This is a genomic window from Rhodoferax sp. XS2R6, from assembly GCF_056521365.1.
The window spans coordinates 1,099,251-1,122,133 of the sequence record NZ_JBWMAY010000001.1; the positions used below are offsets into that span (position 1 = coordinate 1,099,251).

Genomic DNA, 22,883 nt, shown 5'->3' on the forward strand with positions numbered 1-22,883 from the left:
AAGCTTTGGTAAACCAATGTAAAACTGGCTGACAAGGCCAGGGCGCGTGCCTAAGCTAGGCGCATGATGTCTTGGTTCAAGTCTGCCCGTGTTCCCTCAGCCGCTGTCGCAGAAGGTATTCGCACGGTCGAACAGTTGCAGCACAGTCCTCCCCTCTCCGCCAACGCGCAGATGTGGCGCCGCCTGGCCCGTGATGGATACGACCGCACCGCAGAGCAGGTGCGTGCCTCGCAACCCGCACCCCTGCAGAGCGACATCGACACCCCCTCCCACCGCTAGGCTTGCAGCCGCTACCATGGCCCCTTCGCAGGGCGCTTGGCCGCTGCCATTTCAAACAAGGATGACGGACATGGCTTTTGTGGCAACGGCGGGCGACAAGCTCCGCGCGTTTGGGCAGTTTGCACGCCGCGTGTGGGCGCTGACCCAACCCTACTTTCACTCCGAGGACAAATGGAAGGCACGCGGCATGCTGGCCGCCATCGTGGCGCTGAACCTGGGCATGGTCTACATGGCCGTCTTGTTCAACGAATGGTACAAACTGTTCTACGACGCGTTGCAGGAGAAAAATGCTGGCGTGTTCTGGACTCAACTGGGCCGCTTTGTCTATCTGGCTTTTGGCTCCATCATCATTGCGGTCTACAAGTTTTACCTGACCCAGCTGCTGGAGATGCGCTGGCGCGCCTGGATGACTGCGCACTACCTGCAGCGCTGGCTCAGCGGCCAGGCCTTCTATCGGCTGGAGCTGGCCCGCTTTACCCATACGGCCCACAGCGATGCCAACCCCGACAACCCGGACCAGCGCATCCAGGAAGACATCAACCAGTTCACCAGCTACACCATTTCGCTCACCATGGGCCTGCTCAACGCCGTGGTCACGCTGGCCAGTTTTATTGGCATCTTGTGGAGCCTGTCGGGTGGTTTTGCCTTCAACGTGGCAGGCAACGATTACAACATTCCCGGTTTCATGGTCTGGATGGCGGTGCTGTACTGCGCCGCGGGCAGCATCATCACCCACTACATTGGCCGCAAGCAGATTCCGCTGAACTTTGCACAACAGCGCGTGGAAGCCGACTTTCGTCACACCATGATCCGGGTGCGTGAGTACAGCGAATCGATTGCACTGGACCGTGGTGAGACCGCGGCAAACCAGCAACTAGGCCAGCGCTTTGGCAAGGTCCTGGAAAACTATCTCGCACTCATCAAGGCACAGAAGAGCCTGATCTGGTTCACCAGCTTCTTTGGCCAGGCAGCCACGATATTTCCGTTTGTGGTGGCGGCGCCGCGTTTTTTCAGCGGCGCCATCCAGTTGGGCGAGCTGATGCAAATCTCCAGCGCCTTTGACAAGGTGCAAGGCGCACTGAGCTGGTTTGTCGACAACTACAGCAGCCTGGCCACCTGGCGCGCCACCACCGACCGCCTAACCAGTTTTGAAGCATCATTTAAGGCCCTAGCCCCGGTATTGATTGCGCAAGCAGCTCCTAAAACAATAGCAAAATCCGATACCCTAAGCGGTGCAGATGTGTCCGTGGCCCTGCCCAATGGCACGGTGCTGCTGGCCTCCACCCAACTGCAGGCGCAGCCCGGCGACCGCATCCTGCTGCAAGGCCCCTCGGGCAGCGGCAAGTCCAGCCTGTTCCGCACACTGGCGGGCATCTGGCCGTTTGCCAGCGGCGCGGTGCACCTGCCCACGGACGCCATGTTCATCCCGCAGCGGCCTTACTTTCCCAACGGCCCGCTGCGCGAAGCCCTGGCCTACCCACAGGCGCCTACAACCTATACCGACGCCCAGCTGCAGCAGGCGCTGCGCGATGCCCTGCTGCCCGGGCTGGTGGACGATCTGGACCGGGTGGATGCCTGGAGCCAAAAACTCTCAGGCGGCGAACAACAACGCCTGGCGATTGCGCGTGTGTTGCTCAAACAACCGCAATGGATTTTTGCGGACGAGGCCACCAGTGCGCTGGACGAAGCGGCAGAACACACGCTGTACCAGCGTCTGAGCGACCTGGTGGCGCAACGCGGCGGCGGCTTGGTGTCCATTGCCCACCGCCCGGCCGTGGCGGCCTTCCACAGCCGCCAGTGGGTGCTCACGCCCCGTCAGGGCGCGGGGGCCTTGTTCACCTTGTCCGAAAACCGCGCATAGCCTTTGGCCCGCAACTCGCAGGCCGGGCACGTGCCGCAGCCATAACCCCAGGCCTGGCGATGCGTGCGGTCGCCCAAGTAGCAGGTGTGGGTGTGCTCCACCACCAGGTCCACCAGCGCCTCGCCGCCACCGGGCTCGCCGGACTGCTCGCCCAAGGCGTAGGCCAGCTCCCAGGTCTGGGCCTTGTCGATCCACATCAGCGGGGTTTCGATGAGGAAACGTTTGTCCATGCCCAGCGACAGCGCCAGTTGCAGCGCCTTCATGGTGTCGTCACGGCAATCGGGGTAGCCCGAAAAATCAGTCTCGCACACGCCGGTCACGATGACCTGTAGCCCGCGCCGGTAGGCCAGAGCGGCGGCCAGTGTCATAAAAAGCAGGTTGCGCCCTGGCACAAAGGTGTTGGGCAGGCCATTGGCCTCCATTTGGAACGCGGTGTCGCGCGTGAGTGAGGTCTCGCTCACTTCGCCCAGCACGGCCAGGTCCAGCAGGTGGTCCTCGCCCAGCTTGGTGGCCCACTGTGGAAAACGGGTGCGAATTTCGCGCAGCACATTCAGGCGGGCCTCCAACTCCACGCTGTGGCGCTGGCGGTAGTCAAAGGCAATGGTTTCGACACGCTCGTAGCGTGCCAGAGCGTGGGCCAGGCAGGTGGTGGAGTCCTGGCCACCAGAGAAAAGGACGAGTGCGGTGGTGTGCATGGCCGCCATGGTAGAGCAAGGCGGAAGACCCGTGGCTGGGCCCGGCGGTGCCGGGCTCAGATGTTTTCGGTCTTTTTGATCTTGCTGGGCGCGTAGACCAGCACTTCTTTGGCGAGCTGACCCGGCACTTCGGCAGGGGTCAGGGGTTGCGGTGGCGTGAGCTGGATCTTGACCTGCTCAATCTGGATGGCGCTGGCACTGGCGGTCCACATGGTTTTCAGGTGGTCCAGCAGCACTTGCGAAATCGGCTTGGGCGGTGGGTCTTCCACTTTTTCCGGTTCTGGGCGATGGATCGTCCAGTCTTTAGGTGCCGTAGCCGCCTCTGCGCCGCGCTCCGTAGGGTCTGGCACCACGACGCGGGGCGCCTGGCCTTCCGGACTCTTGAGTGCAGGGTTCACCATGTCGATGACTCCTGGGGAGGACTCGACCGACGGGCTGGCGCTCGCGACAGGGTTGACCGGAGCAACTGGGATAACCCTATGTGCCCCAGACGAAGCCAAATCTGCGCCGGTGGGGCGCACATTTGGGTTTCGATCAATGGATGGCAGTTGCATTTTGGGTAGGCCTTGCGGCCCCTCCGGTTACTTTTAGGAGTTGACGTACGTTTCTTAACGGCAGATTTAGGGGCTTATTTAGGCCTATTTTTAAAATTTCTCAAAAAAATGGATGAAACCGGTCGCCCAAAATGCAAAAAAGGCACCAAAGCGGTGCAAACCGCCAGGGTGCCCTGGGCCCCAAGCCCGAAAAATCCGCCCGCAGCGCGGGCTCGGGTCAGTAGCGCACCAGAGCCCGGTAGGTCAGCACCGTGCTGCCTTCGGCAGGCACCGTGATCTTCCAGACGGCGGTATTGGCAGCCCCCTTGGTGTGGGTGTGGCTGGCGCTCAAAATCTGCCAGTCGCCCGGCACGGGCTCCTGCACGGTCACGGTCACAGCCTCTTTTTTGGCGTTTTTCAGCACCAGTTGGTAGGCACTTTCAAACACATAGTTGTACTTGCCGGTACCGCTGAGCTTTTTAAAGTCCGTCTGCTTTTTGTCCGCCGTCACGTCAAATGCGTCGCCCAGCTTGAGGCGCACTTTTTCGTTCTTGGGTGTGTGGTCAATACGGTCTTCGCCAATGAACTGGGCATTGCCCGCGCTGTCCTTCTTGTACACGCGCACCACACCCTTGGGCAGGGGCATGCCCAGGCGGGCGCTGTCCTTGTTGTCAAACTCCACGAACACGGCCACCTTCATCTTCTGGCCCAGATCGCCGGCCGCGCCCTGGTAGTAGTAGTCATTGCCCTGCAGCAGCAGCTCTTTGCGCGCCGGCACGCCACTGGCCGACATCAGGGCGACCTGCTTGGTCTGGTTCTCGGCAATGGTGGTGGGGCGGTCCAGGGTGTAGAGGTGGTATTCGAACAGCGTTTCTTCGGCCATGCGCGATTCGGCCTTGGCCGCCATGGGGGCGGCCATCATCACAGGTCGGCCGCGCTGCAGTTCGGGCTGCACCTGGTTCACATCGCCCGCCACCAGTTGCAGCTTGGCATTGCGGTAGGTGGCGCCGCTGGTGTTGGTGAGAGTGACCCAGCCCGACATGTCGAGTTTGTCATCGGCCGCATTCAGCTCCACCACGTAGTCGGCCTTCCAGCCCAGGCCGGAGGTCAGGTAACTCAGCTCCACGTCCTGCTGGGCCGCGCCCTTGTTGTCCAGCGCCATCACCAGCGTGGGGCGGTCGCGCAGGTTGGCGGGCACATCCCCAAACACCAGGCGGCCGGGAATGCCGGTTTCGATGCGCTGGCCGATCTTGAGCACCACCCCGTTGTTGGCCGACAGCACCGTCGCCACCTCGGTGGTTTCCACACCGGTGGCGGGGTTGGTACGCACCACGTTCACGGTCTGGCCCACGTACTTTTCCAGCATCTTCTGCGGCGTGAGCAAATCGAAATCAAAGTTCTGCTCCAGCACGCTAAAGGCGCCCGGCGCACTCACGCTGCGCAGCAGTGCTGTCTCGGGGCGCAGGCGGGCACTCACGTCCCGAAACGCCAGCGCCAGCTTGCCGCCGCCGAGCGACACCCGGCGCTGGTCTTTCACCAGGGCCAGGTTGTCGTTGTAAATGGTGACGGCCACCTCTTGCTGGTCGGCCAACGTGCTGCGTTGCTCAGTGGACTGGGCCACAGCAGACTGGGCCAGCACGGTGAGCGCGGCCAGGGCAAAAGGAGCGGAAATAGAGCGCATGGAGAAGCTTTCTGCAAAAGGGTAGACAGCAGGCGCACCCCAAGTGCACCTGCGGCAGGGCCTGTGCAGCATAGCCGCCCGTGCCCCGCCCCCACGCAACGCCCGGGAACACCACGGCGCCGACCTTGTTGCAGAGTGTTACGCGCGGGTACCGTGCAGCAACTTCAATTGCTATATATTTGATAGCTGCTTGCGCAATATCCATAAGGGCCAGAGGCACTTTTTACCTAAAAATCACTCCACCGTCACACTCTTGGCCAGGTTGCGCGGCTTGTCGACATCCGTACCCCTGGCGCAAGCCGTGTGGTACGCCAGCAGCTGCAAAGGCACCACGTGCAGCAGCGGCGACAACTCACCGTAGTGCTCGGGCATACGAATCACGTGCAGGCCTTCGCCGCTGTCGATGCGGGTATCGGCATCGGCCAGCACATAGAGCACACCACCGCGCGCGCGCACCTCGTGCAGGTTGCTCTTGAGCTTTTCCAGCAGCGCGTCGTTGGGCGCCACGGTCACCACCGGCATCTCACTCGTCACCAGCGCCAACGGGCCATGTTTGAGCTCACCGGCGGCATAGGCCTCTGCGTGGATGTAGGTAATTTCCTTGAGCTTGAGCGCACCTTCCATGGCAATCGGGAAGTGCAGGCCGCGGCCCAGGAAGAGTGCGTTTTCTTTCTTCGCAAAGTCATCGGCCCAGGCCATGATTTGCGGCTCCAGCGCCAGCACGGCTTGCAGCGCGGCGGGCAGGTGGCGCATGGCCTTGAGGTGGCGTGCTTCGTCCGCATCCGTCAAGCGGCCCTTGGCCTGCGCCAGGCACAGGGTCAGCAGGAACAGCCCCGCCAACTGGGTGGTGAAGGCCTTGGTAGATGCCACACCGATTTCCACACCCGCACGGGTAACGTAAGCCAGGCTGCACTCGCGCACCATGGCGCTGGTGGCCACGTTGCAGATGGTCAGCGTGTGTTGCATGCCCAGACTTTGCGCGTGGCGCAGCGCGGCCAGCGTGTCGGCCGTCTCGCCGCTTTGGGTGATGGTGACCACCAGGGTGTTGGGGTTGGGCACCGATTCGCGGTAGCGGTACTCACTGGCCACCTCCACCTGGCAGGGTACTTTGGCAATGCTCTCGATCCAGTACTTGGCCGCGCAACCGCTGTAGTAGCTGGTGCCACAGGCCAGAATGAGCACGCTGTCGATCTGCTTGAACACACGCGCCGCATTGGCGCCGGGGGCGTGGTTGCCCTGCTGGTCAAACAGCTCGGGCACGATGCCCTCCACGCCTTCCAATGTGTCGGCAATGGCGCGCGGCTGCTCGAAGATTTCCTTCTGCATGTAGTGGCGATACGGGCCCAGCTCGGCCGCGCCGCTGTGCGCGTGTACGGTTTTCACCGGGCGTTGGGCGGGGGCCACGGCCTTATGGGCCTTGTCGATCAGCCAGTACTTGCCCAGCTGCACGTCCACTACATCGCCCTCCTCCAGGTACACGATCTGGTCGGTCACGCCGGCCAAGGCCATGGCGTCGCTGGCCAGGAAATGCTCCTGCCCGTCTTTGCCCACGCCCAGAATCAGTGGCGAGCCGGCGCGCGCGCCAATCAGGCGGTGCGGCTCGTCCTTGCAGAACACGGCAATGGCGTAAGCACCGTGCAGCTGCAGCACGGTGGCCTTCACGGCTTCAAACAAATCACCGTCGTACAGGCTGTCAATCAGGTGGGCGATGACCTCGGTGTCCGTCTGGCTGTGGAACACATAGCCCTTGGCCTTGAGGGCGGCGCGCAACTCATCATGGTTTTCGATGATGCCGTTGTGCACCAGGGCCACACGGCCGGGCTTGCTATCGGCATCGGCACCGGGGCCATGGCTGAAGTGGGGGTGGGCGTTGTGCACCAGGGGGGCGCCGTGGGTGGCCCAGCGCGTGTGGGCAATACCCAGCGTGCCTTGCACCTGACCGGAGGCCACTTGTTCGATCAGCTCCGACACCCGCGAGGTGCTGCGTGCGCGGCGCAAGCCAGGCTGGCTATCCTGCGCGTACACCGCCACACCGCAGGAGTCATAACCCCGGTACTCCAGGCGCTCCAGGCCTTGCACCAGCACAGGAACAATGTTGCGGGTCGATACCGCGCCGACGATGCCACACATAAACAGTCTCCAAATCAGTGAATGGGCTGGATGGTAGGCAGAACATCAAAAAATATCTGATTAATTTTTTTAATTTTTTGGACTTTTATTTCACAAATCCATTGAAGTGGTTTTTTATTCCATATATAAACAATATATGGAATCAATCACACTCGATGCCGTGGACTTGCAACTGCTGGCCGCCTTGCAGCGTGATGCCAGCCTGAGCAACCAGGCGCTGGCCGAGCTGGCCCACACCACACCCCCCACCTGCCTGCGCCGCGTCAAACGCTTGCGTGATGCGGGCTTGATCGAAAAACAGATCACCTTGCTCAACCCGGAGCGCCTGGCCGCCACACTGGGCCACGGGCTCACGGCGATTGTGGAAATCACGCTGGACCGGCAGGACGCCGAGGCGCTGGAGCGCTTTGAGGCCCGTGTGGCCGACGAAGCCGCCGTGCAGCAGTGTTACCGCGTGTCACCTGGACCGGACTTTTGCCTGGTAGTGCACACGCGGGACATGCCGGGTTACCAGGCGCTCACCCAGCGCTTGTTCACGGCCGACGCCAATGTGCGCAATGTCAAAGCCTTTTTCAGCATCAAGCGCAGCAAGTTTGGGGCAGAACTAGCGCTGGCCTAAGACCGGGCCGCAGCCGGCGCCACAAGCCTCCATCGCGCTGGCCAGCTGCAAGCGGGTTTGCTCCGACAAATAGTCCAAAAACACACGCGTGCGCCGGGGCAGAAACTGCCGGCTCGGCAGGGCGGCGTACAAAAACAGCTGGCCTTTGACCCACGGCGGAATCACGCGCACCAGCTCGCCACTGGCCAGAAAGGGCGCGACCAACTCCACCGTGGTCGGGGCAATACCGGCGCCATCCAGGGTGGCGCGGATCAGCGTCTCGATGTGGTTGGACCAGAGCACAGGCGTCACCGGCACATCCACAAACTCTTCCAGATTTTCGGAATTCTTGAAGCGCCACAGGCGTGTGCCCAAACTGCCGCCCTTCATGCCCAGGCAGTCGTGTTCCGACAGATCCTCGGGGCGTCGCGGCGTGCCCTTGCGCTTCAAGTACTCCGGCGAGGCCACAAACACCGCCTCGGTAGTCAAAATTTTCCGGGCCACCACATCGCCGTCGTAGGCCTCGTCGGCCGTGAACAGGGTCACATCGTGGCCGTCGATAGGCGGCTCGACAAAGGACTCCACGTTCACATGCAACACGATCTTGGGGTACTGCGCCCGAAAGCCCGCCACCAGCGGAGCCAGCACATAGGTCGCCAGCACCGGCGTGGCCAGCACATGCAGCTCACCCGCCAGCTCCTGCGTGTGCAGGTTGGCCAAGGCATCGGCCTCGTCAATGTCCTGCAGAATCGCCCGCACCCGGGACAGGTAAGATTCCCCCGCCTCGCTCAGCGACACGCGCCGGGTGGAGCGGTGCAACAGCCGCGTGCCCAGATGCTCCTCCAGGTCGGCCACCAGGCGCGTCACCACGGCGGGCGACATGTCCATGGCCCGGGCGGCCGCAGCAAAGCCCCCCTCGTCGATCACCCGTTGAAAAACACGCATTGAAAGAAGTCGGTCCATGGGGGCACTCTAAGACGATATCAAGCCGCCATTATTGCCAAAACAGAAACAGACATGTGCGACGCACGCTGTTTATCTTCTTAATCAGAAATTTTACAGTTCATCCCATCGACGAGACGCATGAATTAAACGCCCCATCGATGCTGTTCAGACGGTGTGATGCCCGCCAGAGCGGATTCTTCTAAACATTGAAAGGAACTTCATCATGAACAAGACATCTTTTGCCGCAATCGCTATAGCTTTGACTTCCGTGTTGGCTGGCCAAGCCATGGCCGCTGACCAAGCGACTGACGCCAAGACTGGCCAACAAGTGGCTGCTGCGCCCGCCGCCAAGGCAAGCGCCAAGCCCGTGGCTGAGACCCAAGGCAAAACATCGGCAGACGCATTTGCCGAACTCGACAAAATCAAGAAGTGGTAAGCACCGCCACTGCAGCCATGCAGTGACCTGAGCACCCCGCAAGGCCCGGCATGTCCGGGCTTTTTTGTGGGCGCTTCGGGGGCGGGGGCCTAACGGCGCTCCTGGGGAATCGACAGGGTGACCAAACAGCCCCTTGGCTGGGCAGCTGCCAACTGGAGCTCCCCGCCCAAACGCTGCGCGGCTTTGGCGGCCACGGCCAGCCCCACGCCCAGACCGGGGAATGCGCTGGCCACATGCAGCCGCCCAAACATGCGCAAGGCCTGCTCTGGCTGTGTGGCCGCAAAACCTGCGCCGTTGTCCTGCACTTCCAGAACCCAGCCTGCTGCCGCTTGCCGGGCGCGCACCCAGACACGGGCATCCGCCTCGGGCAGCCGCGACGTAAATTTCCAGGCGTTGTTCAACACCGCGCACAAGACCACACGCAGCAGGGCGGCATCTGCCGTCACATTGGCATCGGATACATCCACCTCCAGCGCCAGCGGGCGCGGTGCATGGCTTTGCGCCAGCTCCGCGGCAACCTCGTCCACCAGCGCCCGCAGGGCCACTGGCCCGGGCGCCAAGGGCACGCTTCCTACGTGCGATAGCTCGCGCAGTCCATCCAGCATGGCGCCCAGGTGTTTGGCAGAGCCGGAGATTGTGGCCAAAAAACCCTGCACCTCGGCAGAGAGCTGCGGCCCGGCGTCTTCTTCCACCAACTGGGCAAAAGACACGATATGGCGCAGCGGTGCACGCAAGTCATGCGACACCGCAGAGGTGAAGTCCTGCATCTCGCGCCGCACGGCCGCGAGTTCGGCTTCGAGTTCGGCTATGCGTGCGTGAGGGTCCGACATAACACTTGGAATCAGGCCTTGGGCTGTTTGGCAGGCCGCGCCCAGTTGGCAATGCTTACCTGTTTGCCCCGCGCCACGCTCAGGGCACCGGGTTCGGTGTTTTTGGTGATGGTGGAGCCACCGCCCACCGTGCCACCGGCACCAATGGTGACTGGCGCCACCAGCACGCAGTTGCTGCCCACATGCACATCGGCCTCAATCACCGTGCGGTGTTTGTTGGCACCGTCGTAGTTGGCAGTAATGCTGCCCGCGCCGTAGTTGACACGCTCACCCACGATGGCGTCACCCAGATAGGCCAGGTGGTTGGCCTTGGCGCCCTTGGCCAGCGTGGAGTTTTTCACTTCCACAAAGTTGCCGATGTGCACCTCGGCCCCGAGCTTGGCCCCCGGCCGCAGACGGGCAAACGGGCCAATGAGGGCACCAGCGCCCACGGTCACGCCGAGCTTCTCTCCGTCGATATGGGTGAACGGATGGATGACGGCGCCCGCCTCAATCACCGCGTTAGCAATCACGCAGTGCGCGCCAATCGACACGCCCTCACCCAGGCTCACCTGGCCTTGGAAGATGCAGTTGATGTCAATGCTCACGTCGTGCGCACAGAGCAGGTCGCCGCGCACGTCGATGCGCGCCGGATCCGCCAGGCGCACGCCCTCTTCCATCAGGCGGTGGGCCTGGCGCAGTTGGTAAGCACGCTCCAGCTCGGCCAGTTGCACCGGGCTGTTGACGCCAGCCACCTGCACCGCGTCGTTTATCTTGTGCGCCACCACCTCCACCCCATCGGCCACCGCGAACTTCACGATGTCGGTCAGATAGAACTCCTTCTGCGCATTCTGGTTGTCCAACCGCGCCAGCCAGCGCTTGAGCTGGGTGGCGGGCACGGCCATGATGCCGCTGTAAATCTCGGTGATTTGTTGCTGTGCGGCGGACGCATCTTTGTGCTCCACGATGGCTTGCACGGCATCCCCCGCGCGCACGATGCGGCCATAACCCGTGGGGTCACGTTGTTCCAGCGTCAGCAGCGCCAGCTTGTCGCCCGCGCAGGCGGTGATCAGGTGGAACAGGGTGTCGGGCTGGGTCAGCGGCACATCGCCCGACAGGACCACCACCACGCCGTCGTCGGCCAGCGCGGGCACTGCTTGCTGCACCGCATGGCCGGTGCCCAGCTGCGGCTCCTGGCGCACAAAATTCAGGTCAAAATCGGCTGCAGCCCCCGTATTCATTGCGCAAGATGCTTCTACTTCGATAGCACCGTGGCCGGTGATCACCACCACCTTGCGTGCCAGCAACTGGGCCGCTGTGTCCAGCACATGCTGTAGCAGCGGGCGCCCGGCCAGCGTGTGCAAGACCTTGGGGGTTTTGCTCTTCATACGCGTGCCTTTGCCCGCCGCCATAATGACCACGTCCACCACTGGCCGCTGGCCCGAAGCCCCTTGAACCTGAAAACTAGACGTCACGTGCATGCCCTCGCGCAAATTTCTGACAAATGGGTTGGGCCGCAACGCTGGTGGGCCAGCGCAGGCCGTTGGTGCGCCATTATCGGGCTGCTCATGGGCCTGCTGAGCCTGAGCGGTTGCAGCGCCGTGCGACTGGCGTACAACAACGCGCCCGACTTTGGCTACTGGTGGCTGGACGGCTACTTTGACTTTGACGGCCCCCAGAGCCTGCGCCTGCGCGAAGACCTTAAGACCCTGCAGGCCTGGCACCGCAAGGACGAACTGCCCCAGCTGGCCGAGACCCTGAAAAACCTGCACACCGCGGCTCCGCAGGATGTGACACCTGCCCAGGTCTGCCAGCTCAGCCACTTTCTCGAAGAACGGGTGCAAACCACGCTGGACCGAGCCGCCCCTACCGCCATCGCCCTGGGCCCCACGCTCAGCACCGCCCAGCTGGACCACCTGGCCCGCGCGCTGGACAAACGCAACCGTGAATGGCGCGAGGAATGGCTGGACGGCACACCCGCCGAACGCACCGAGCGACGCCTGAAAAAACTGGTGGAGCGTGCCGAGGGCTTCTACGGTCGCCTGAACGAGGCCCAGCTCAAGCTACTGCAGTCGCAACTGGACGACTCGGCCTTTGACGCCAGCCTGCAGTACCGCGAAGTGCTGCGCCGCCAACAAGACACCTTGCAAACCCTGCGCGCGTTGCGCAACAGCAGTCCCAGTGACATCCATGTGCAGGCCGAGGTGCGCGCTCTGGTAGCGCGCAGCCTGCAGTCGCCCGACCCGACTTTTCGCCAGTACACCGAACGTGTGCGCGAACAGGCCTGCCAGGCCATTGCCACCTTCCACAACCGCACCTCCGGCCCGCAACGGCAGCGCTTGCAGGACACCCTGAAAGGCTACGAGGGCGACGCCCGCGCCCTCATGCGCCCCTGACGCCCCACACCACCATGGACAAAAGTTTTGCCGACTACAGCTGCGAACTGCTGCAAAGCGCAGGCCCCTGCGTGGCCAGGCGCATGTTTGGCGGCTGGGGCATCAGCGTGGACGGCATGACGATTGCCATCCTGGCCAATCTGGGAGGCGGCGACACGCTCTGGCTCAAAGCCAACGCCGACACACAAGCCGTATTTGAAGCCGCCGGCTGCCAGCGTTTTACCTATGAGGCGGCGGGTACCACACGTGGCCTCAACTACTACAGCGCCCCGGCCGACGCCATGGAGTCACCGGCCTTGATGCAACCCTGGGCACGGCTGGCGCTGGAGGCCGCCCTGCTGGCCCGCAACAAACCAGTGGCAAAAAGAACCCCACGTAAACGCAACCCGCCGCCGGGCCGCCCCAAGGCGGGTTAGCCCCCTCGGGGGGCAGCGACCCGCGTAGCGGCGGAGCGTGGGGGCCACGCTAAATTGGCCAAACAATCCCGTGGTCGTTGAGGATGGCGTCTAGTGGCATGTCGTGTGGCTCGGGTTCAAAGTCGTCCACAAAGTCGGTGCCAAAGCCCAGCCCCACGGTGAAGGGTTTGGGGTTCAGGCTGCCCAGCATGCGGTCGTAAAAACCGCCGCCATACCCCAAGCGGTAGCCGCCCGCGCTGTAACCCACGCAGGGCACAAACAGCAGGGTGGGCATGATCAGTTCGGTGTCTTTGGGTTTGGGAATGCCGTAGGCGTCTTCTTCCATGGGGCAACCGGGGTACCAGGCATGGAAGGTCATGGTTTTGTGTTCGCGGTTGACCACCGGCAGGCCAATGCGGCGCGGCTGCGGCTGGTCGATCAGCTCGCCGTCTTCTTTCCAGCGGTGCAGCGCGGGCAGCGGGTCAAACTCGCCCTTGATGGGCCAGTAGGCGCCAATCACCGCGTCCGGGCGGCCCACCAGCCAGATACGCATCACACGCTGCAGAAGTTCTGCGCGCTGTAGGCGATCCGGCAGGTTCAGGCGTTGTTCGAGTAGCGCCTTGCGAAGGGCTTTCTTTTGCGCGGCTTTGCTTTCGTCCGAGTTGTCCATAATCCCCACATGCAGTTTTCAGCCATTCTGACATCCCTGGCCCTCGCGGGCTGTGCGATGTCCACCTTCGCCGCACCAGCACTCGCCCAGGGGCGTGATGCGGCGCGCGAATCCGCCCGTTCCGACGACACCATTCTCGACATGGCACAGGCCTACAAACAGCGCGACCGCAAACGCCTCGCGGCCCTGCTGCCGCAGGTCCGCAGCCACCCACTGGAACCCTGGGCCGCCTACTGGGAGTTGTCGGCCCGGCTGGACGACGCCAGCAACACCGACATCCAGGACTTCTTGTACCGCTACAGCGGCACCTACCAAGAAGACCGCCTGCGCGCGGAATGGCTGCAGCAACTGGGCCGACGCGGCGACTGGACCAGCTTCCAGCGCGAGCTACCCGGCTACCGCATGAACGACGAGCGCGCCATCCGCTGTTACAGCCTGCAGGCCAGCTACAGCACCCAGGGCACCGATGTGGCCAGCGCCGTGCAAGACGCCTGGCTGCCACTCAAAGACGCCGACGAAGCCTGCGCTGGCGCGGCGGGCCAGTTGCTCAAGGACAAAAAACTCCCCTCGCACACAGCCTGGCTACGCGCCCGCCTGGGCATGGAAAACGACCGCCTGCGCGTGGCCACCCAGGCTGTGGGCCTGTTGGATGCCGATTGGGTCAAAACCGTCAACACCATTTACCTCAACCCCGGCAAATACCTCAACGACAAACTCACCGCACTGCGCCCGCAAACGCGTGAACTGGTGTCGCTGGCGCTGATCCGCCAGGCCTACCTGGAGCCGCTGGAGGCAGCCACCGAAGTGGAAAAGCTGCGCTGGAAAGCCCAGCTCACGCAGGAAGAACGCAGCTGGATCTGGGGTGTGATCGGCAAACGTGCGGCACAAAAACTCTCTGACGACGCGGTGGGCTACTTTGCCAAGGGCCAGTTCCAGCACATGCACGAAGACCACCTGGTCTGGGCCGCCCGCGCCGCCCTGCGGGCCGGGCGCTGGAATGTGGTGCAAGACGCCATCACCGCCATGCCGGATGCGCTGCGCAATGACCCCACCTGGGTCTACTGGCGCGCCCGCGCCCAGTTGCAGCGTGCCAGTACCGACGTTGCACGGGCCGAGGCCACGCGCGCGCTGGAAGGCATTGCCGGCATCAAGGGCTTTTACGAAATGCTGGCCCTGGAAGACCTGGGCCAGAAGGTAAACGCCCCGGCCAAACCCCAGCCCCTGACGCCCGAAGAAAAAGACCACGCCCGCACCAACCCGGGCCTGATGCGCGCGCTGTATGCGGTGCAGCTGGGCCTGCGGACCGAGGGCGTGCGCGAGTGGAACTACACCACTAACCTGCACAGCAAGGGCGGCATGGACGACCGCGGCCTGCTGGCCGCCGCCGACCTGGCCTGCAAAGCCGAGGTGTGGGACCGCTGCATCAACACCAGCGAACGCACCAAGGGTGTGATCGACCTGGAGCAACGCTTCCCCATGCCCTTCAAGGCTGCGGTGCTGGCGCGTACCCAAACCATTGGTCTGGAACCCGCCTATGTGTACGGCCTGATCCGCCAGGAAAGCCGCTTCATCATGGATGCCAAATCGGTGGTGGGGGCCGCGGGCCTCATGCAGGTCATGCCGGCTACTGCGCGCTGGACAGCCAAGAAGATTGGCCTGACAGACTTCCAAGCGCACCAGATTACCGACCGCGACACCAACATCGCCATCGGCACCGGTTACCTCAAGCTGGTGTTGGACAGTTTTGGCGGCTCCATGCCCATGGCCGCCGCCGCCTACAACGCCGGCCCGGGCCGCCCGCGCCTGTGGCGGGGCCAAACCGGCAGCCCCACGGTAGAGGCCGCCATCTGGGCCGAAAACGTGCCGTTTTCCGAGACGCGCGACTATGTGAAAAAAGTGCTGGCCAACACCACGCTGTACGCCGCACTCATCACCGGCCAGCCGCAGTCGCTCAAGGCCCGCCTGGGCGCCGTGGGGCCGCGCGACGCCAGCACGCCCGAAGCCGGGCTTGAGCTGCCCTGAGCCAGGACCGCCTTGGTGCAGCAGTGGCAAGCATCAATGGCGGCCACGTTTGTCATCAATCGGCAGCCCCCCGGGGCGGTAGGATGAAGGCCGTTTCACGCACAGGTGCCCCATGCTCAAGCTCTACATCGGCAACAAAAACTACTCCTCGTGGTCCATGCGTCCCTGGGTGCTGCTCAAGCAAGCGGGTATTGACTTCGAGGAAGTCATGGTTCGCTTCGACTCGTTTGACAGCAGCTCGAAGTTCAAGGCCACGCTGGGCCCGCTGACGCCGACCGGCAAAGTGCCGCTGCTGGTGGACGGTGACCTGGCCGTGTGGGACACCCTGGCGATTGCCGAATACGTGGCAGAGCAGTTCTCCAGCACGCCGCTGTGGCCACACGACAAAGCCGCGCGTGCCCGTGCCCGCAGTGTGTGCGCCGAGATGCATTCCGGCTTTACCGCCCTGCGTGGCAACTGCCCCATGAACATCGAAGCCGATCTGGCGACCACTGGCGCCCTGATCTGGCGCGACAAACCGGCCGTGCGGGCCGATGTGGCGCGCCTGGTCGCCATGTGGGAAGGCCTGCTGGACCAGCATGGCGGCCCCCTGCTGTTTGGCAGCTTCAGCGTGGCCGACGCCTACTTCGCCCCGGTCTGCACCCGGCTCAAGACCTACGCCCTGCCCCTGCCGCCCAAAGCCGCCGCCTACGTGGCCCATGTGCTGGCCCTGCCCGGCGTGCAAGCCTGGGTGAACGACGCCCTGGCTGAAAAAGATTTTCTGGACTTTGAAGAACCCTACCGCTTGAAGCGCTGAACCCGCGCCACGCCAGCCCCATGCCCACTCCCCCACCCGCCCTGACCATTCCCGGCAAGACCTACCTGGTCGGCGGCGCTGTGCGCGACGCCCTGCTGGGCCTGCCCGTGCAGGACCGCGACTGGGTGGTGGTGGGCGCAACGCCACAGGCCATGCTGGACGCCGGCTTCACCGCCGTGGGTCGGGACTTTCCGGTTTTTTTGCATCCGCAGACGCACGAGGAATACGCGCTGGCCCGCACCGAGCGCAAGACGGCGCCCGGCTACCGCGGCTTTGCCGTGCATGCCGAGCCCGGCGTAACGCTGGAAGAAGACCTGGCGCGGCGCGACCTTACTATCAATTCAATAGCTGCTCGCGCAATATCCACGGTGGCTAGAGGCCAATTTGACCTAAATTCCGTGGTCGACCCCTACGGTGGCCGGGCCGACATCGCCCAGCGCGTGCTGCGCCATGTGACGCCAGCGTTCCGCGAAGACCCGGTGCGCATCCTGCGGCTGGCGCGGTTTGCCGCCCGCTTTACCGACTTCACGGTAGCGCCCGAAACCACCGCGCTGATGCAGACTATGGTGGCCGAGGGCGAGGTGGACCACCTGGTGCCCGAACGTGTGTGGCAAGAGCTGGCCAAGGGTTTGATGGAAGCCCGGCCCTCCCGCATGTTTGAAGTGCTGCGCAACTGCGGCGCACTGGTGCGCTTGCTGCCAGAGCTGGACCGGCTGTGGGGCGTGCCCCAAAGCCCTGAACACCACCCCGAGGTGGACACCGGCGTCCACGTGATGCTGGTGCTGGACCGCGCCGCCCAGCTGGGTGCGCCGCTGGCGGTGCGTTTTGCCTGCCTGGGCCATGATCTGGGCAAAGGCACCACGCCAGCCGACGTATTGCCGCGCCACATTGGCCACGAGGAGCGCAGCGTGCGCCTGCTCAAAACCGTGTGCCAGCGCCTGCGCGTGCCCACCGACTGCGCCGAGCTGGCCGAGGTAGTGGCACGTGAACACGGCAACATCCACCGCAGTGGCTCGCTCAATGCCGCCGCCCTGCTGCGCCTGCTGGAACGCTGCGACGCCCTGCGCAAACCGCAGCGCTTTGCCCAGGCCCTGCAAGCCTGCCAGTGCGACGCCCAAGGCCGGCTGGGCCTGACAGACACGCCCTACCCGCAGGCTGCGCGGCTGGGTCACGCGCTCGACCTGGCGCTGGCAGTCGCTACAGATTCCATAGCTGCTCGCGCAATATCCATGGGCGCTACAGGCCCAAAGATAGGTCAATTTATCCAGACGGCGCGCGCGCAGGCGATTGCCTCGGGCCTGGCCGAGACGCCCCAGACCTGAGGGTTGTTCCGCTCGGCCCGACCAGGCCTGCCTTGGTATGCTCAGCCCATGGCCCATTTACTGATTGTTGAAGACGACGAATTGCTGCGCGACGGCCTCTGCGCGCAGCTGGTGCATGCGGGCCACAGCGTGAGCAGCGCCAGCGACGGTGCGCAGGCCCAAAGCCTGCTGGAGAGCACCCGCTTTGACGGCGTGGTGCTGGACCTGGGCCTGCCCGTGGTGGACGGCATCCAGGTGCTGCAATGGATACGCCAGCGGCTCACCGCCTTGCCCGTGCTCATTCTGACCGCCCGTGACGGTGTGGACGACCGGGTGCAAGGCCTCAACGCTGGGGCCGACGACTACCTCACCAAACCCTTCAACATGGCCGAACTGCTGGCGCGCCTGCAGGCCATGCTGCGCCGCTCGCGCCTGCCCGCCTTTGGTGGTTCGCTGGAGGTGCAAAGCAGCTCCAGCAAAAACCTGCGCCTGGACCCGGTGCTGCCGCTGGCCTGGCTGGGCGAAGAGCCCATGGACCTGACCCAGCGCGAGTGGTCCCTGCTCTCGCTGCTGGTCAACAACATGGGCCAAGTGGTGGGCCGGGAAGATGTGCTGGCCGTGTGGCAAACCCAGCCGCAAGACGGCGCTGCGGTGGGCTCCAACGCGCTGGAGGTGTATGTGCACCGCCTGCGCCGCAAGCTCACCGACAGCGGCCTCAACATCCGCAATGTGCGCGGCCTGGGCTATATGCTAGAAACCGAAAGCACATGAGCGCACCGGCCCGCTTCTCGCTCAAGCGGCAACTGCTGGTGTGGCTGCTGCTGCCGCAGCTGGTGTTGTGGCTCATGGGTGGGGTGCTGGCGTTTCGCGTGGCGCTCACCTATGCCGAAAAGACGATTGACCAATCGCTGACCCAGTCGGTGCGCTCGCTGGCGCGCCAGGTCAAGCCCATGGGCTCGGGCCTGCTGGTGGACTTTCCACGCGCCGCACGCGACATCATTGAACAGGACCCCGAGGACCGCGTGGCCTACATGGTGTCCTCGCCTCCCGGCAGCTTTTTGCTGGGCAACACCAAAATCCCGGGCATGACGCCGGACCTGCATGTCCCCAGCAACGAACCTCTGCTGTACGAAGTGGTGCTGGACGGTAAACCTATGCGCGTGGCCTCCATGGACCTGAGTTTTGGCGACGGCTTTACCGACCAGCGCATGCGGGTGCAGGTGGCCAAGAGCCTGGTGGTGCAGCAGCGCATTGCGCGTGAGCTGGTGCGCGACGTGTTGTTCCCGCTGCTGATTCTGGGCGCTGTGCTCAGCGTGCTGGTGTACGAGGGCATACGCCGCGGCCTGGCGCCGCTGGAGCGCCTGGAGGCCCAGCTGGCGCACCGCGCCACGGCATCGCTCTCCCCCATCGAAATGACACAGGCGCCCGAAGAGGTGCACTCGCTGGCCAATGCGCTGAACCAGCTGCTGACCACGCTGCGCCGCAGCCTGAGCCAGGAAAAACGTTTTCTGAACGACGCCGCCCACCAACTGCGCACGCCCTTGGCCGGCCTCATCAGCCAGACCGAGCTGGCCATGCAAGAAACCGAGCCCGAAGCCCTGCGCCAGCGCTTGGCCAAGGTACACACCGGCGCGCAGCGCAGCGCCCACCTGGTGCACCAGCTGTTGTCATTGGCACGCACCGAGGCCGAGGTAGTGCTGCACCCCGTGGACGTGGCCACCCTGGCCCGCGAAGTGGCACGCGAGTGGACGCCGCGTGCCGTGGCTGCGGGCGTGGACTTGGGCTACGAGGGGGAAGACACGCTGATGGTGCCCGGCGACAAGCTGCTGCTGCGCGAAGGTCTGAGCAACCTCATCGACAACGCCCTGCGTTACGCGGGCAAAGGTGCCAACGTGACGCTGCGCACCGAGGTGCGCGACGGCCGCTGCATTCTGGAAGTAGAAGACACCGGACCAGGCTTATCGGCCGAGCACCTGGAGCGCGTGTTTGAACGCTTCTGGCGTGCCAGCGAATTGCCGGGCGGCTGCGGCCTGGGCCTGTCCATCGTGGCGGAGATTGCGCAGCGGCATCGCGGTACGGCCAGCGCGCGGACTACGCTGCCGCATGGGTTGACGATCAGTTTGCAGTTGCCGTTGCAGGGGTAGTTCCGGGCCGCTTTGCGGCGGAAGCCGAGGTACGCAGATTCACCCAAGTGAGGGATATTAAAGTTCGAGCACAACCATCAAAATCAGAGATGGCCGATAGTAAGGTTAGTCCCGATTTTTGAAAAAGCATCGTGCTCAGGCTGGATTTAGGCAAATCTCATTTGCTTTGTCCAACTGCTCCCTAGAGCCCGCAATTTTTTTGCGGAACAACCTACGTTAGACAGATAAAACATGCACTTCGAACTTGACCACCTAGAGTCCTACGACGATGAGTCTCTATTAAGTGAACTACGCAGAGTAGCCGAGTTAGTGGATTCGCCCACTCTTTCAATCGAGCAGTTCTCGGAATTTGGCAAGGTTCATGGATCAACGTTGCTAAAACGTTTCGGAGGCTGGAGGCGCTCTTTGGAAGCTGCTGGGCTATCCGAGCGCATTGATGGCAGCAAGATTCCCAAAAACAAAGAAGAAATCATTGCTGCAATTACGGCAGTAGCAACCAAACTTGGCAAAAATACGATAACGCTTGAAGAATTCAGTGCGCATTCGGGCATGACCGGTGGCCCAGTTAGACGACTCTTCGGCACATGGAAAGACGCCTTAACTGCTTGTAACTTGGATCAGTCTCCTCTGGGCAAACGTTACACCGACGAGCAGTGTTTTGAGAATTTGCTTGAGTTATGGGTTCACTATGGTCGCCCACCACAACACGGAGAAATGAACCTTGGACCATCGCGGGTCGGCTCGAAAGCGTATGTTCGTCGATGGGGAACATGGCGGAAGGCACTCCAAGCATTTGTGCACCGCGTGAACAACAATGAGCCTGCGCCACCGGTGCAGCAGCCAGAAGTCCAAAATACTGTGTCGGACGAGGCCCCCCAAAATCGAGGCCCCAGAGAAATTCCATTAGCGCTGCGCTACTACGTATTGAGGCGCGACAGCTTTCGATGTGTTGCGTGTGGGGCCTCTCCAGCGATCACGGCAGGCATAGTTTTACACATTGATCACATTCATCCATGGTCACGCGGTGGCGCTACTGTCGCAGACAACCTTCGTACGCTTTGCCAACCCTGCAATCTTGGCAAAGGGGCATCGCCGGCGTGACAAAATTTCACACCCCGCAATCAAAGACTACCCGTAAGCGCCTCATCCCTACGCTATTGCATTAGCGATTGCAATGTAAGCAATCAGTCAATTGAAGCAACGAAAAAGCCGGACTACCCTATTCGGGCAGCCCGGCTTTTTCGTTGAAGGCTGAAAGTATTAGATGTCCAAACGCACACCCGTCGCAGTGTTAAACCAGTTGGTATTCGCAGGGCTCACGCGCAAGCCCACTTGGTCGCCAGCCTTCCATTGGGCGCTGGGCGCGGTGCGCACAGTCACGTCGCCAGCGGCGGTTTTGACCACCACGTAGGTGTCTGCACCGGTAGGTTCAACCACCATCACTTCACCGCGCCAAGAGGCGTCGGCCAGCAGTTCGATGTGCTCGGGGCGCACGCCCAGGGTGGCGTCGCCGTTGGCGGGAGTAGCCAAGTCCAGAGTGCTGCCGTTGAAGCTGAAGCGGCCTTGGGCACCGGATGTTTCCACATGGCCCTTGATCAGGTTCATGGTGGGCGAACCGATGAAGGTGGCCACATAGGTGTTGGCCGGGCGGTTGTAGATGTCGTCGGGCGTGCCGATCTGTTGCAGGATGCCGTCCTTCATCACCGCGATGCGGCTGCCCAGGGTCATGGCTTCGATCTGGTCGTGCGTCACATAGACGCTGGTGATGCCGCTGACCTGGTGCAGGCGCTTGATTTCGGCACGCATTTCGACGCGCAGCTTGGCGTCCAGATTGGAGAGCGGTTCGTCAAACAAGAAGAGCTGGGGGTCACGGGCCAACGCACGGCCCATGGCAACGCGCTGGCGCTGGCCGCCGGACAGTTGTGCGGGGCGGCGGTCCAGCAGGTGTTCGATTTGCAGCATGGCGGCCACTTCGGCGATACGCTTCTTGCGCTGTTCCAAAGGCACCTTGCGCATTTCCAATGCGAAGCCGATGTTGTCGGCCACGCTCATGGTGGGGTAGAGCGCGTAGCTCTGGAACACCATAGCAATGTCGCGCTGCGCGGGGGCCACGCCCACCACGTTTTTGCCAGCAATGCGCAGTTCGCCTTCAGACGGTTCTTCCAGGCCGGCAATGATGTTGAGCAGCGTGGACTTGCCGCAGCCGGAGGGGCCGACCAGGATCAGAAACTCGCCGGGGGCGACGTCAATTTCGATTTTCTTGAGGACTTCAACGGCTTTTTCGCCCTTGCCGAAAACTTTGCGGATGCCTGCGATTTGGAGAGAAGCTGCCATTTTTTATCCTTTCACCGCGCCGGCGGTGAGACCTTTCACAAAATATTGACCTGCGAGTACATAAACCAGCATGGTGGGGAGACCGGCAATCACGGCCGCGGCCATGTCGACGTTGTAGCTTTTGACGCTGCTGGAGGTGTTGGCCATGTTGTTCAGGCCCACGGTGATGGGCTTGCTGTCGGCGCCGCTGAAGGCGACGCCAAACAGGAAGTCGTTCCAGATGTTGGTGAATTGCCAGATCAGGGTCACCATCAAGATCGGGGTGGACATGGGCACCACGATGCGGAAGAAGATGCGCCAGAAGCCTGCACCGTCAATACGCGCCGCATTCACCAGCTCTTTGGGAATGGCGGTGTAGTAGTTGCGGAAGAACAGCGTGGTACCGGCCAAACCTGCAATGCAGTGCACCATCACCAGACCACCGAGCGAGCTGGACAGGCCCAGGAAACCGAGCACCTGGCTCATGGGCAACAGCACCACCTGGAAGGGCATGAACACGCCAAACAACATGAAACCGAACAGCACTTCACTGCCCTTGAACTTCCACATGCTCAGCACGTAGCCGTTGATGGCACCCCAGGCGGTGGAGATGATCACGGCCGGCACGGCCATGATGACGGAGTTGACAAAATAGGGCTGCAGGCCGCGGCAGTCGACCCCGGTACAGGCGGAGGACCAGGCCAGCTTCCAGGATTCGAAGTTCAGGCCATGCGGCAGGCTCAGCAGGTTGCCCGAGCGGATTTGCTCGGCGTCCTTGAAGGACGTGGCCAGCATCACATAGAGCGGTGCCAGGAAGAAGAAGGCGGCGATCAGCAGAACGCCGTAGATCAGGATGCGGGGGAGGTTTTTGGACAACAT

At 62.8% G+C, this 22,883-nt stretch carries 22 protein-coding genes; 12 read left to right on the top strand and 10 right to left on the bottom strand.

The features are described from left to right. Positions 1-63: 63 nt before the first annotated feature. Together AC097A_RS05275 and AC097A_RS05280 are read left to right on the top strand one after the other, a co-directional pair. Positions 64-279, top strand: a complete 216-nt coding sequence (locus tag AC097A_RS05275) for a hypothetical protein (protein WP_479620029.1) — start codon at positions 64-66, stop codon at positions 277-279. Between the two features lie 70 nt (positions 280-349). After that, positions 350-2,140, top strand: a complete 1,791-nt coding sequence (locus AC097A_RS05280) for an ABC transporter ATP-binding protein/permease (protein WP_479620030.1) — start codon at positions 350-352, stop codon at positions 2,138-2,140. On the opposite strand, the gene queC is transcribed toward AC097A_RS05280, so the two are convergent. From queC to glmS, 4 genes are all read right to left on the bottom strand, one after another. After that, positions 2,095-2,835 (bottom strand): 7-cyano-7-deazaguanine synthase QueC, encoded by a 741-nt coding sequence (gene queC, locus AC097A_RS05285; RefSeq protein WP_479620031.1) that lies wholly within the window; start codon positions 2,833-2,835, stop codon positions 2,095-2,097. The genes AC097A_RS05280 and queC overlap by 46 nt on opposite strands. A gap of 56 nt (positions 2,836-2,891) precedes the next feature. Next, positions 2,892-3,236, bottom strand: a complete 345-nt coding sequence (locus AC097A_RS05290) for a hypothetical protein (protein ID WP_105261290.1) — start codon at positions 3,234-3,236, stop codon at positions 2,892-2,894. A gap of 370 nt (positions 3,237-3,606) precedes the next feature. After that, positions 3,607-5,049 (bottom strand): DUF4139 domain-containing protein, encoded by a 1,443-nt coding sequence (locus tag AC097A_RS05295; protein ID WP_479620032.1) that lies wholly within the window; start codon positions 5,047-5,049, stop codon positions 3,607-3,609. A gap of 234 nt (positions 5,050-5,283) precedes the next feature. Then, positions 5,284-7,179, bottom strand: a complete 1,896-nt coding sequence (glmS, locus tag AC097A_RS05300) for a glutamine--fructose-6-phosphate transaminase (isomerizing) (protein ID WP_479620033.1) — start codon at positions 7,177-7,179, stop codon at positions 5,284-5,286. Positions 7,180-7,315: 136 nt separating this feature from the next. Here glmS and AC097A_RS05305 point away from each other — a divergent pair, with 136 nt between their 5' ends. Beyond that, positions 7,316-7,798 carry an Lrp/AsnC family transcriptional regulator gene (locus tag AC097A_RS05305; protein WP_479620034.1) on the top strand — a complete coding sequence of 161 codons (483 nt, stop codon included), beginning with the start codon at positions 7,316-7,318 and terminating at the stop codon, positions 7,796-7,798. On the opposite strand, the gene AC097A_RS05310 is transcribed toward AC097A_RS05305, so the two are convergent. Further along, entirely contained in the window at positions 7,784-8,740 is a 957-nt protein-coding gene (locus AC097A_RS05310) for a LysR family transcriptional regulator (protein WP_479620035.1), read from the bottom strand. The genes AC097A_RS05305 and AC097A_RS05310 overlap by 15 nt on opposite strands. Positions 8,741-8,945: 205 nt before the next feature. On the opposite strand from AC097A_RS05310, the gene AC097A_RS05315 reads away from it, so the two are divergent. Then, complete coding sequence (locus AC097A_RS05315) at positions 8,946-9,158, top strand: hypothetical protein (protein WP_105261295.1); 213 nt, start codon at positions 8,946-8,948, stop codon at positions 9,156-9,158. A gap of 89 nt (positions 9,159-9,247) precedes the next feature. Here the strand turns inward: AC097A_RS05315 and AC097A_RS05320 are convergent, their stop codons facing one another. Both AC097A_RS05320 and glmU read right to left on the bottom strand, forming a co-directional pair. Then, on the bottom strand, positions 9,248-9,988 hold the full coding sequence (locus tag AC097A_RS05320; RefSeq protein WP_479620036.1) for a sensor histidine kinase: 741 nt from the start codon (positions 9,986-9,988) through the stop codon (positions 9,248-9,250). An 11-nt stretch (positions 9,989-9,999) separates the two neighbouring features. After that, positions 10,000-11,448 (bottom strand): bifunctional UDP-N-acetylglucosamine diphosphorylase/glucosamine-1-phosphate N-acetyltransferase GlmU, encoded by a 1,449-nt coding sequence (gene glmU / locus AC097A_RS05325; protein WP_479620037.1) that lies wholly within the window; start codon positions 11,446-11,448, stop codon positions 10,000-10,002. Between the two features lie 87 nt (positions 11,449-11,535). On the opposite strand from glmU, the gene AC097A_RS05330 reads away from it, so the two are divergent. Continuing rightward, positions 11,536-12,363, top strand: coding sequence for a DUF6279 family lipoprotein (locus tag AC097A_RS05330; RefSeq protein ID WP_479620038.1), 828 nt, complete (start codon positions 11,536-11,538; stop codon positions 12,361-12,363). Between the two features lie 14 nt (positions 12,364-12,377). Next, on the top strand, positions 12,378-12,779 hold the full coding sequence (locus AC097A_RS05335; RefSeq protein ID WP_315493749.1) for a TfoX/Sxy family protein: 402 nt from the start codon (positions 12,378-12,380) through the stop codon (positions 12,777-12,779). Positions 12,780-12,828: 49 nt separating this feature from the next. Here AC097A_RS05335 and AC097A_RS05340 read toward each other — a convergent pair whose 3' ends face one another. Then, on the bottom strand, positions 12,829-13,428 hold the full coding sequence (locus tag AC097A_RS05340) for a 5-formyltetrahydrofolate cyclo-ligase (RefSeq protein WP_315493750.1): 600 nt from the start codon (positions 13,426-13,428) through the stop codon (positions 12,829-12,831). A gap of 9 nt (positions 13,429-13,437) precedes the next feature. Here AC097A_RS05340 and AC097A_RS05345 point away from each other — a divergent pair, with 9 nt between their 5' ends. From AC097A_RS05345 to AC097A_RS05370, 6 genes are all read left to right on the top strand, one after another. Beyond that, positions 13,438-15,450 (top strand): lytic transglycosylase domain-containing protein, encoded by a 2,013-nt coding sequence (locus AC097A_RS05345; RefSeq protein WP_479620039.1) that lies wholly within the window; start codon positions 13,438-13,440, stop codon positions 15,448-15,450. A 112-nt stretch (positions 15,451-15,562) separates the two neighbouring features. Next, entirely contained in the window at positions 15,563-16,246 is a 684-nt protein-coding gene (locus tag AC097A_RS05350) for a glutathione S-transferase family protein (RefSeq protein ID WP_105261301.1), read from the top strand. A 20-nt stretch (positions 16,247-16,266) separates the two neighbouring features. Then, entirely contained in the window at positions 16,267-17,568 is a 1,302-nt protein-coding gene (locus AC097A_RS05355; RefSeq protein WP_479620040.1) for a multifunctional CCA addition/repair protein, read from the top strand. Positions 17,569-17,616: 48 nt separating this feature from the next. Next, positions 17,617-18,318, top strand: a complete 702-nt coding sequence (locus tag AC097A_RS05360; RefSeq protein ID WP_315478886.1) for a response regulator transcription factor — start codon at positions 17,617-17,619, stop codon at positions 18,316-18,318. Beyond that, positions 18,315-19,691 carry a sensor histidine kinase gene (locus AC097A_RS05365; RefSeq protein WP_479620041.1) on the top strand — a complete coding sequence of 459 codons (1,377 nt, stop codon included), beginning with the start codon at positions 18,315-18,317 and terminating at the stop codon, positions 19,689-19,691. Before AC097A_RS05360 ends, AC097A_RS05365 begins: the two co-directional genes overlap by 4 nt. Positions 19,692-19,922: 231 nt before the next feature. Continuing rightward, positions 19,923-20,792 carry a homing endonuclease associated repeat-containing protein gene (locus tag AC097A_RS05370; RefSeq protein ID WP_479620042.1) on the top strand — a complete coding sequence of 290 codons (870 nt, stop codon included), beginning with the start codon at positions 19,923-19,925 and terminating at the stop codon, positions 20,790-20,792. Positions 20,793-20,951: 159 nt separating this feature from the next. Here AC097A_RS05370 and AC097A_RS05375 read toward each other — a convergent pair whose 3' ends face one another. Together AC097A_RS05375 and AC097A_RS05380 are read right to left on the bottom strand one after the other, a co-directional pair. Beyond that, the gene (locus tag AC097A_RS05375) at positions 20,952-22,025 is read right to left on the bottom strand and encodes an ABC transporter ATP-binding protein (protein ID WP_479620043.1); all 1,074 of its coding nucleotides are present in this window, start codon (positions 22,023-22,025) and stop codon (positions 20,952-20,954) included. A gap of 3 nt (positions 22,026-22,028) precedes the next feature. Next, positions 22,029-22,883, bottom strand: a complete 855-nt coding sequence (locus tag AC097A_RS05380; protein WP_105261308.1) for a carbohydrate ABC transporter permease — start codon at positions 22,881-22,883, stop codon at positions 22,029-22,031.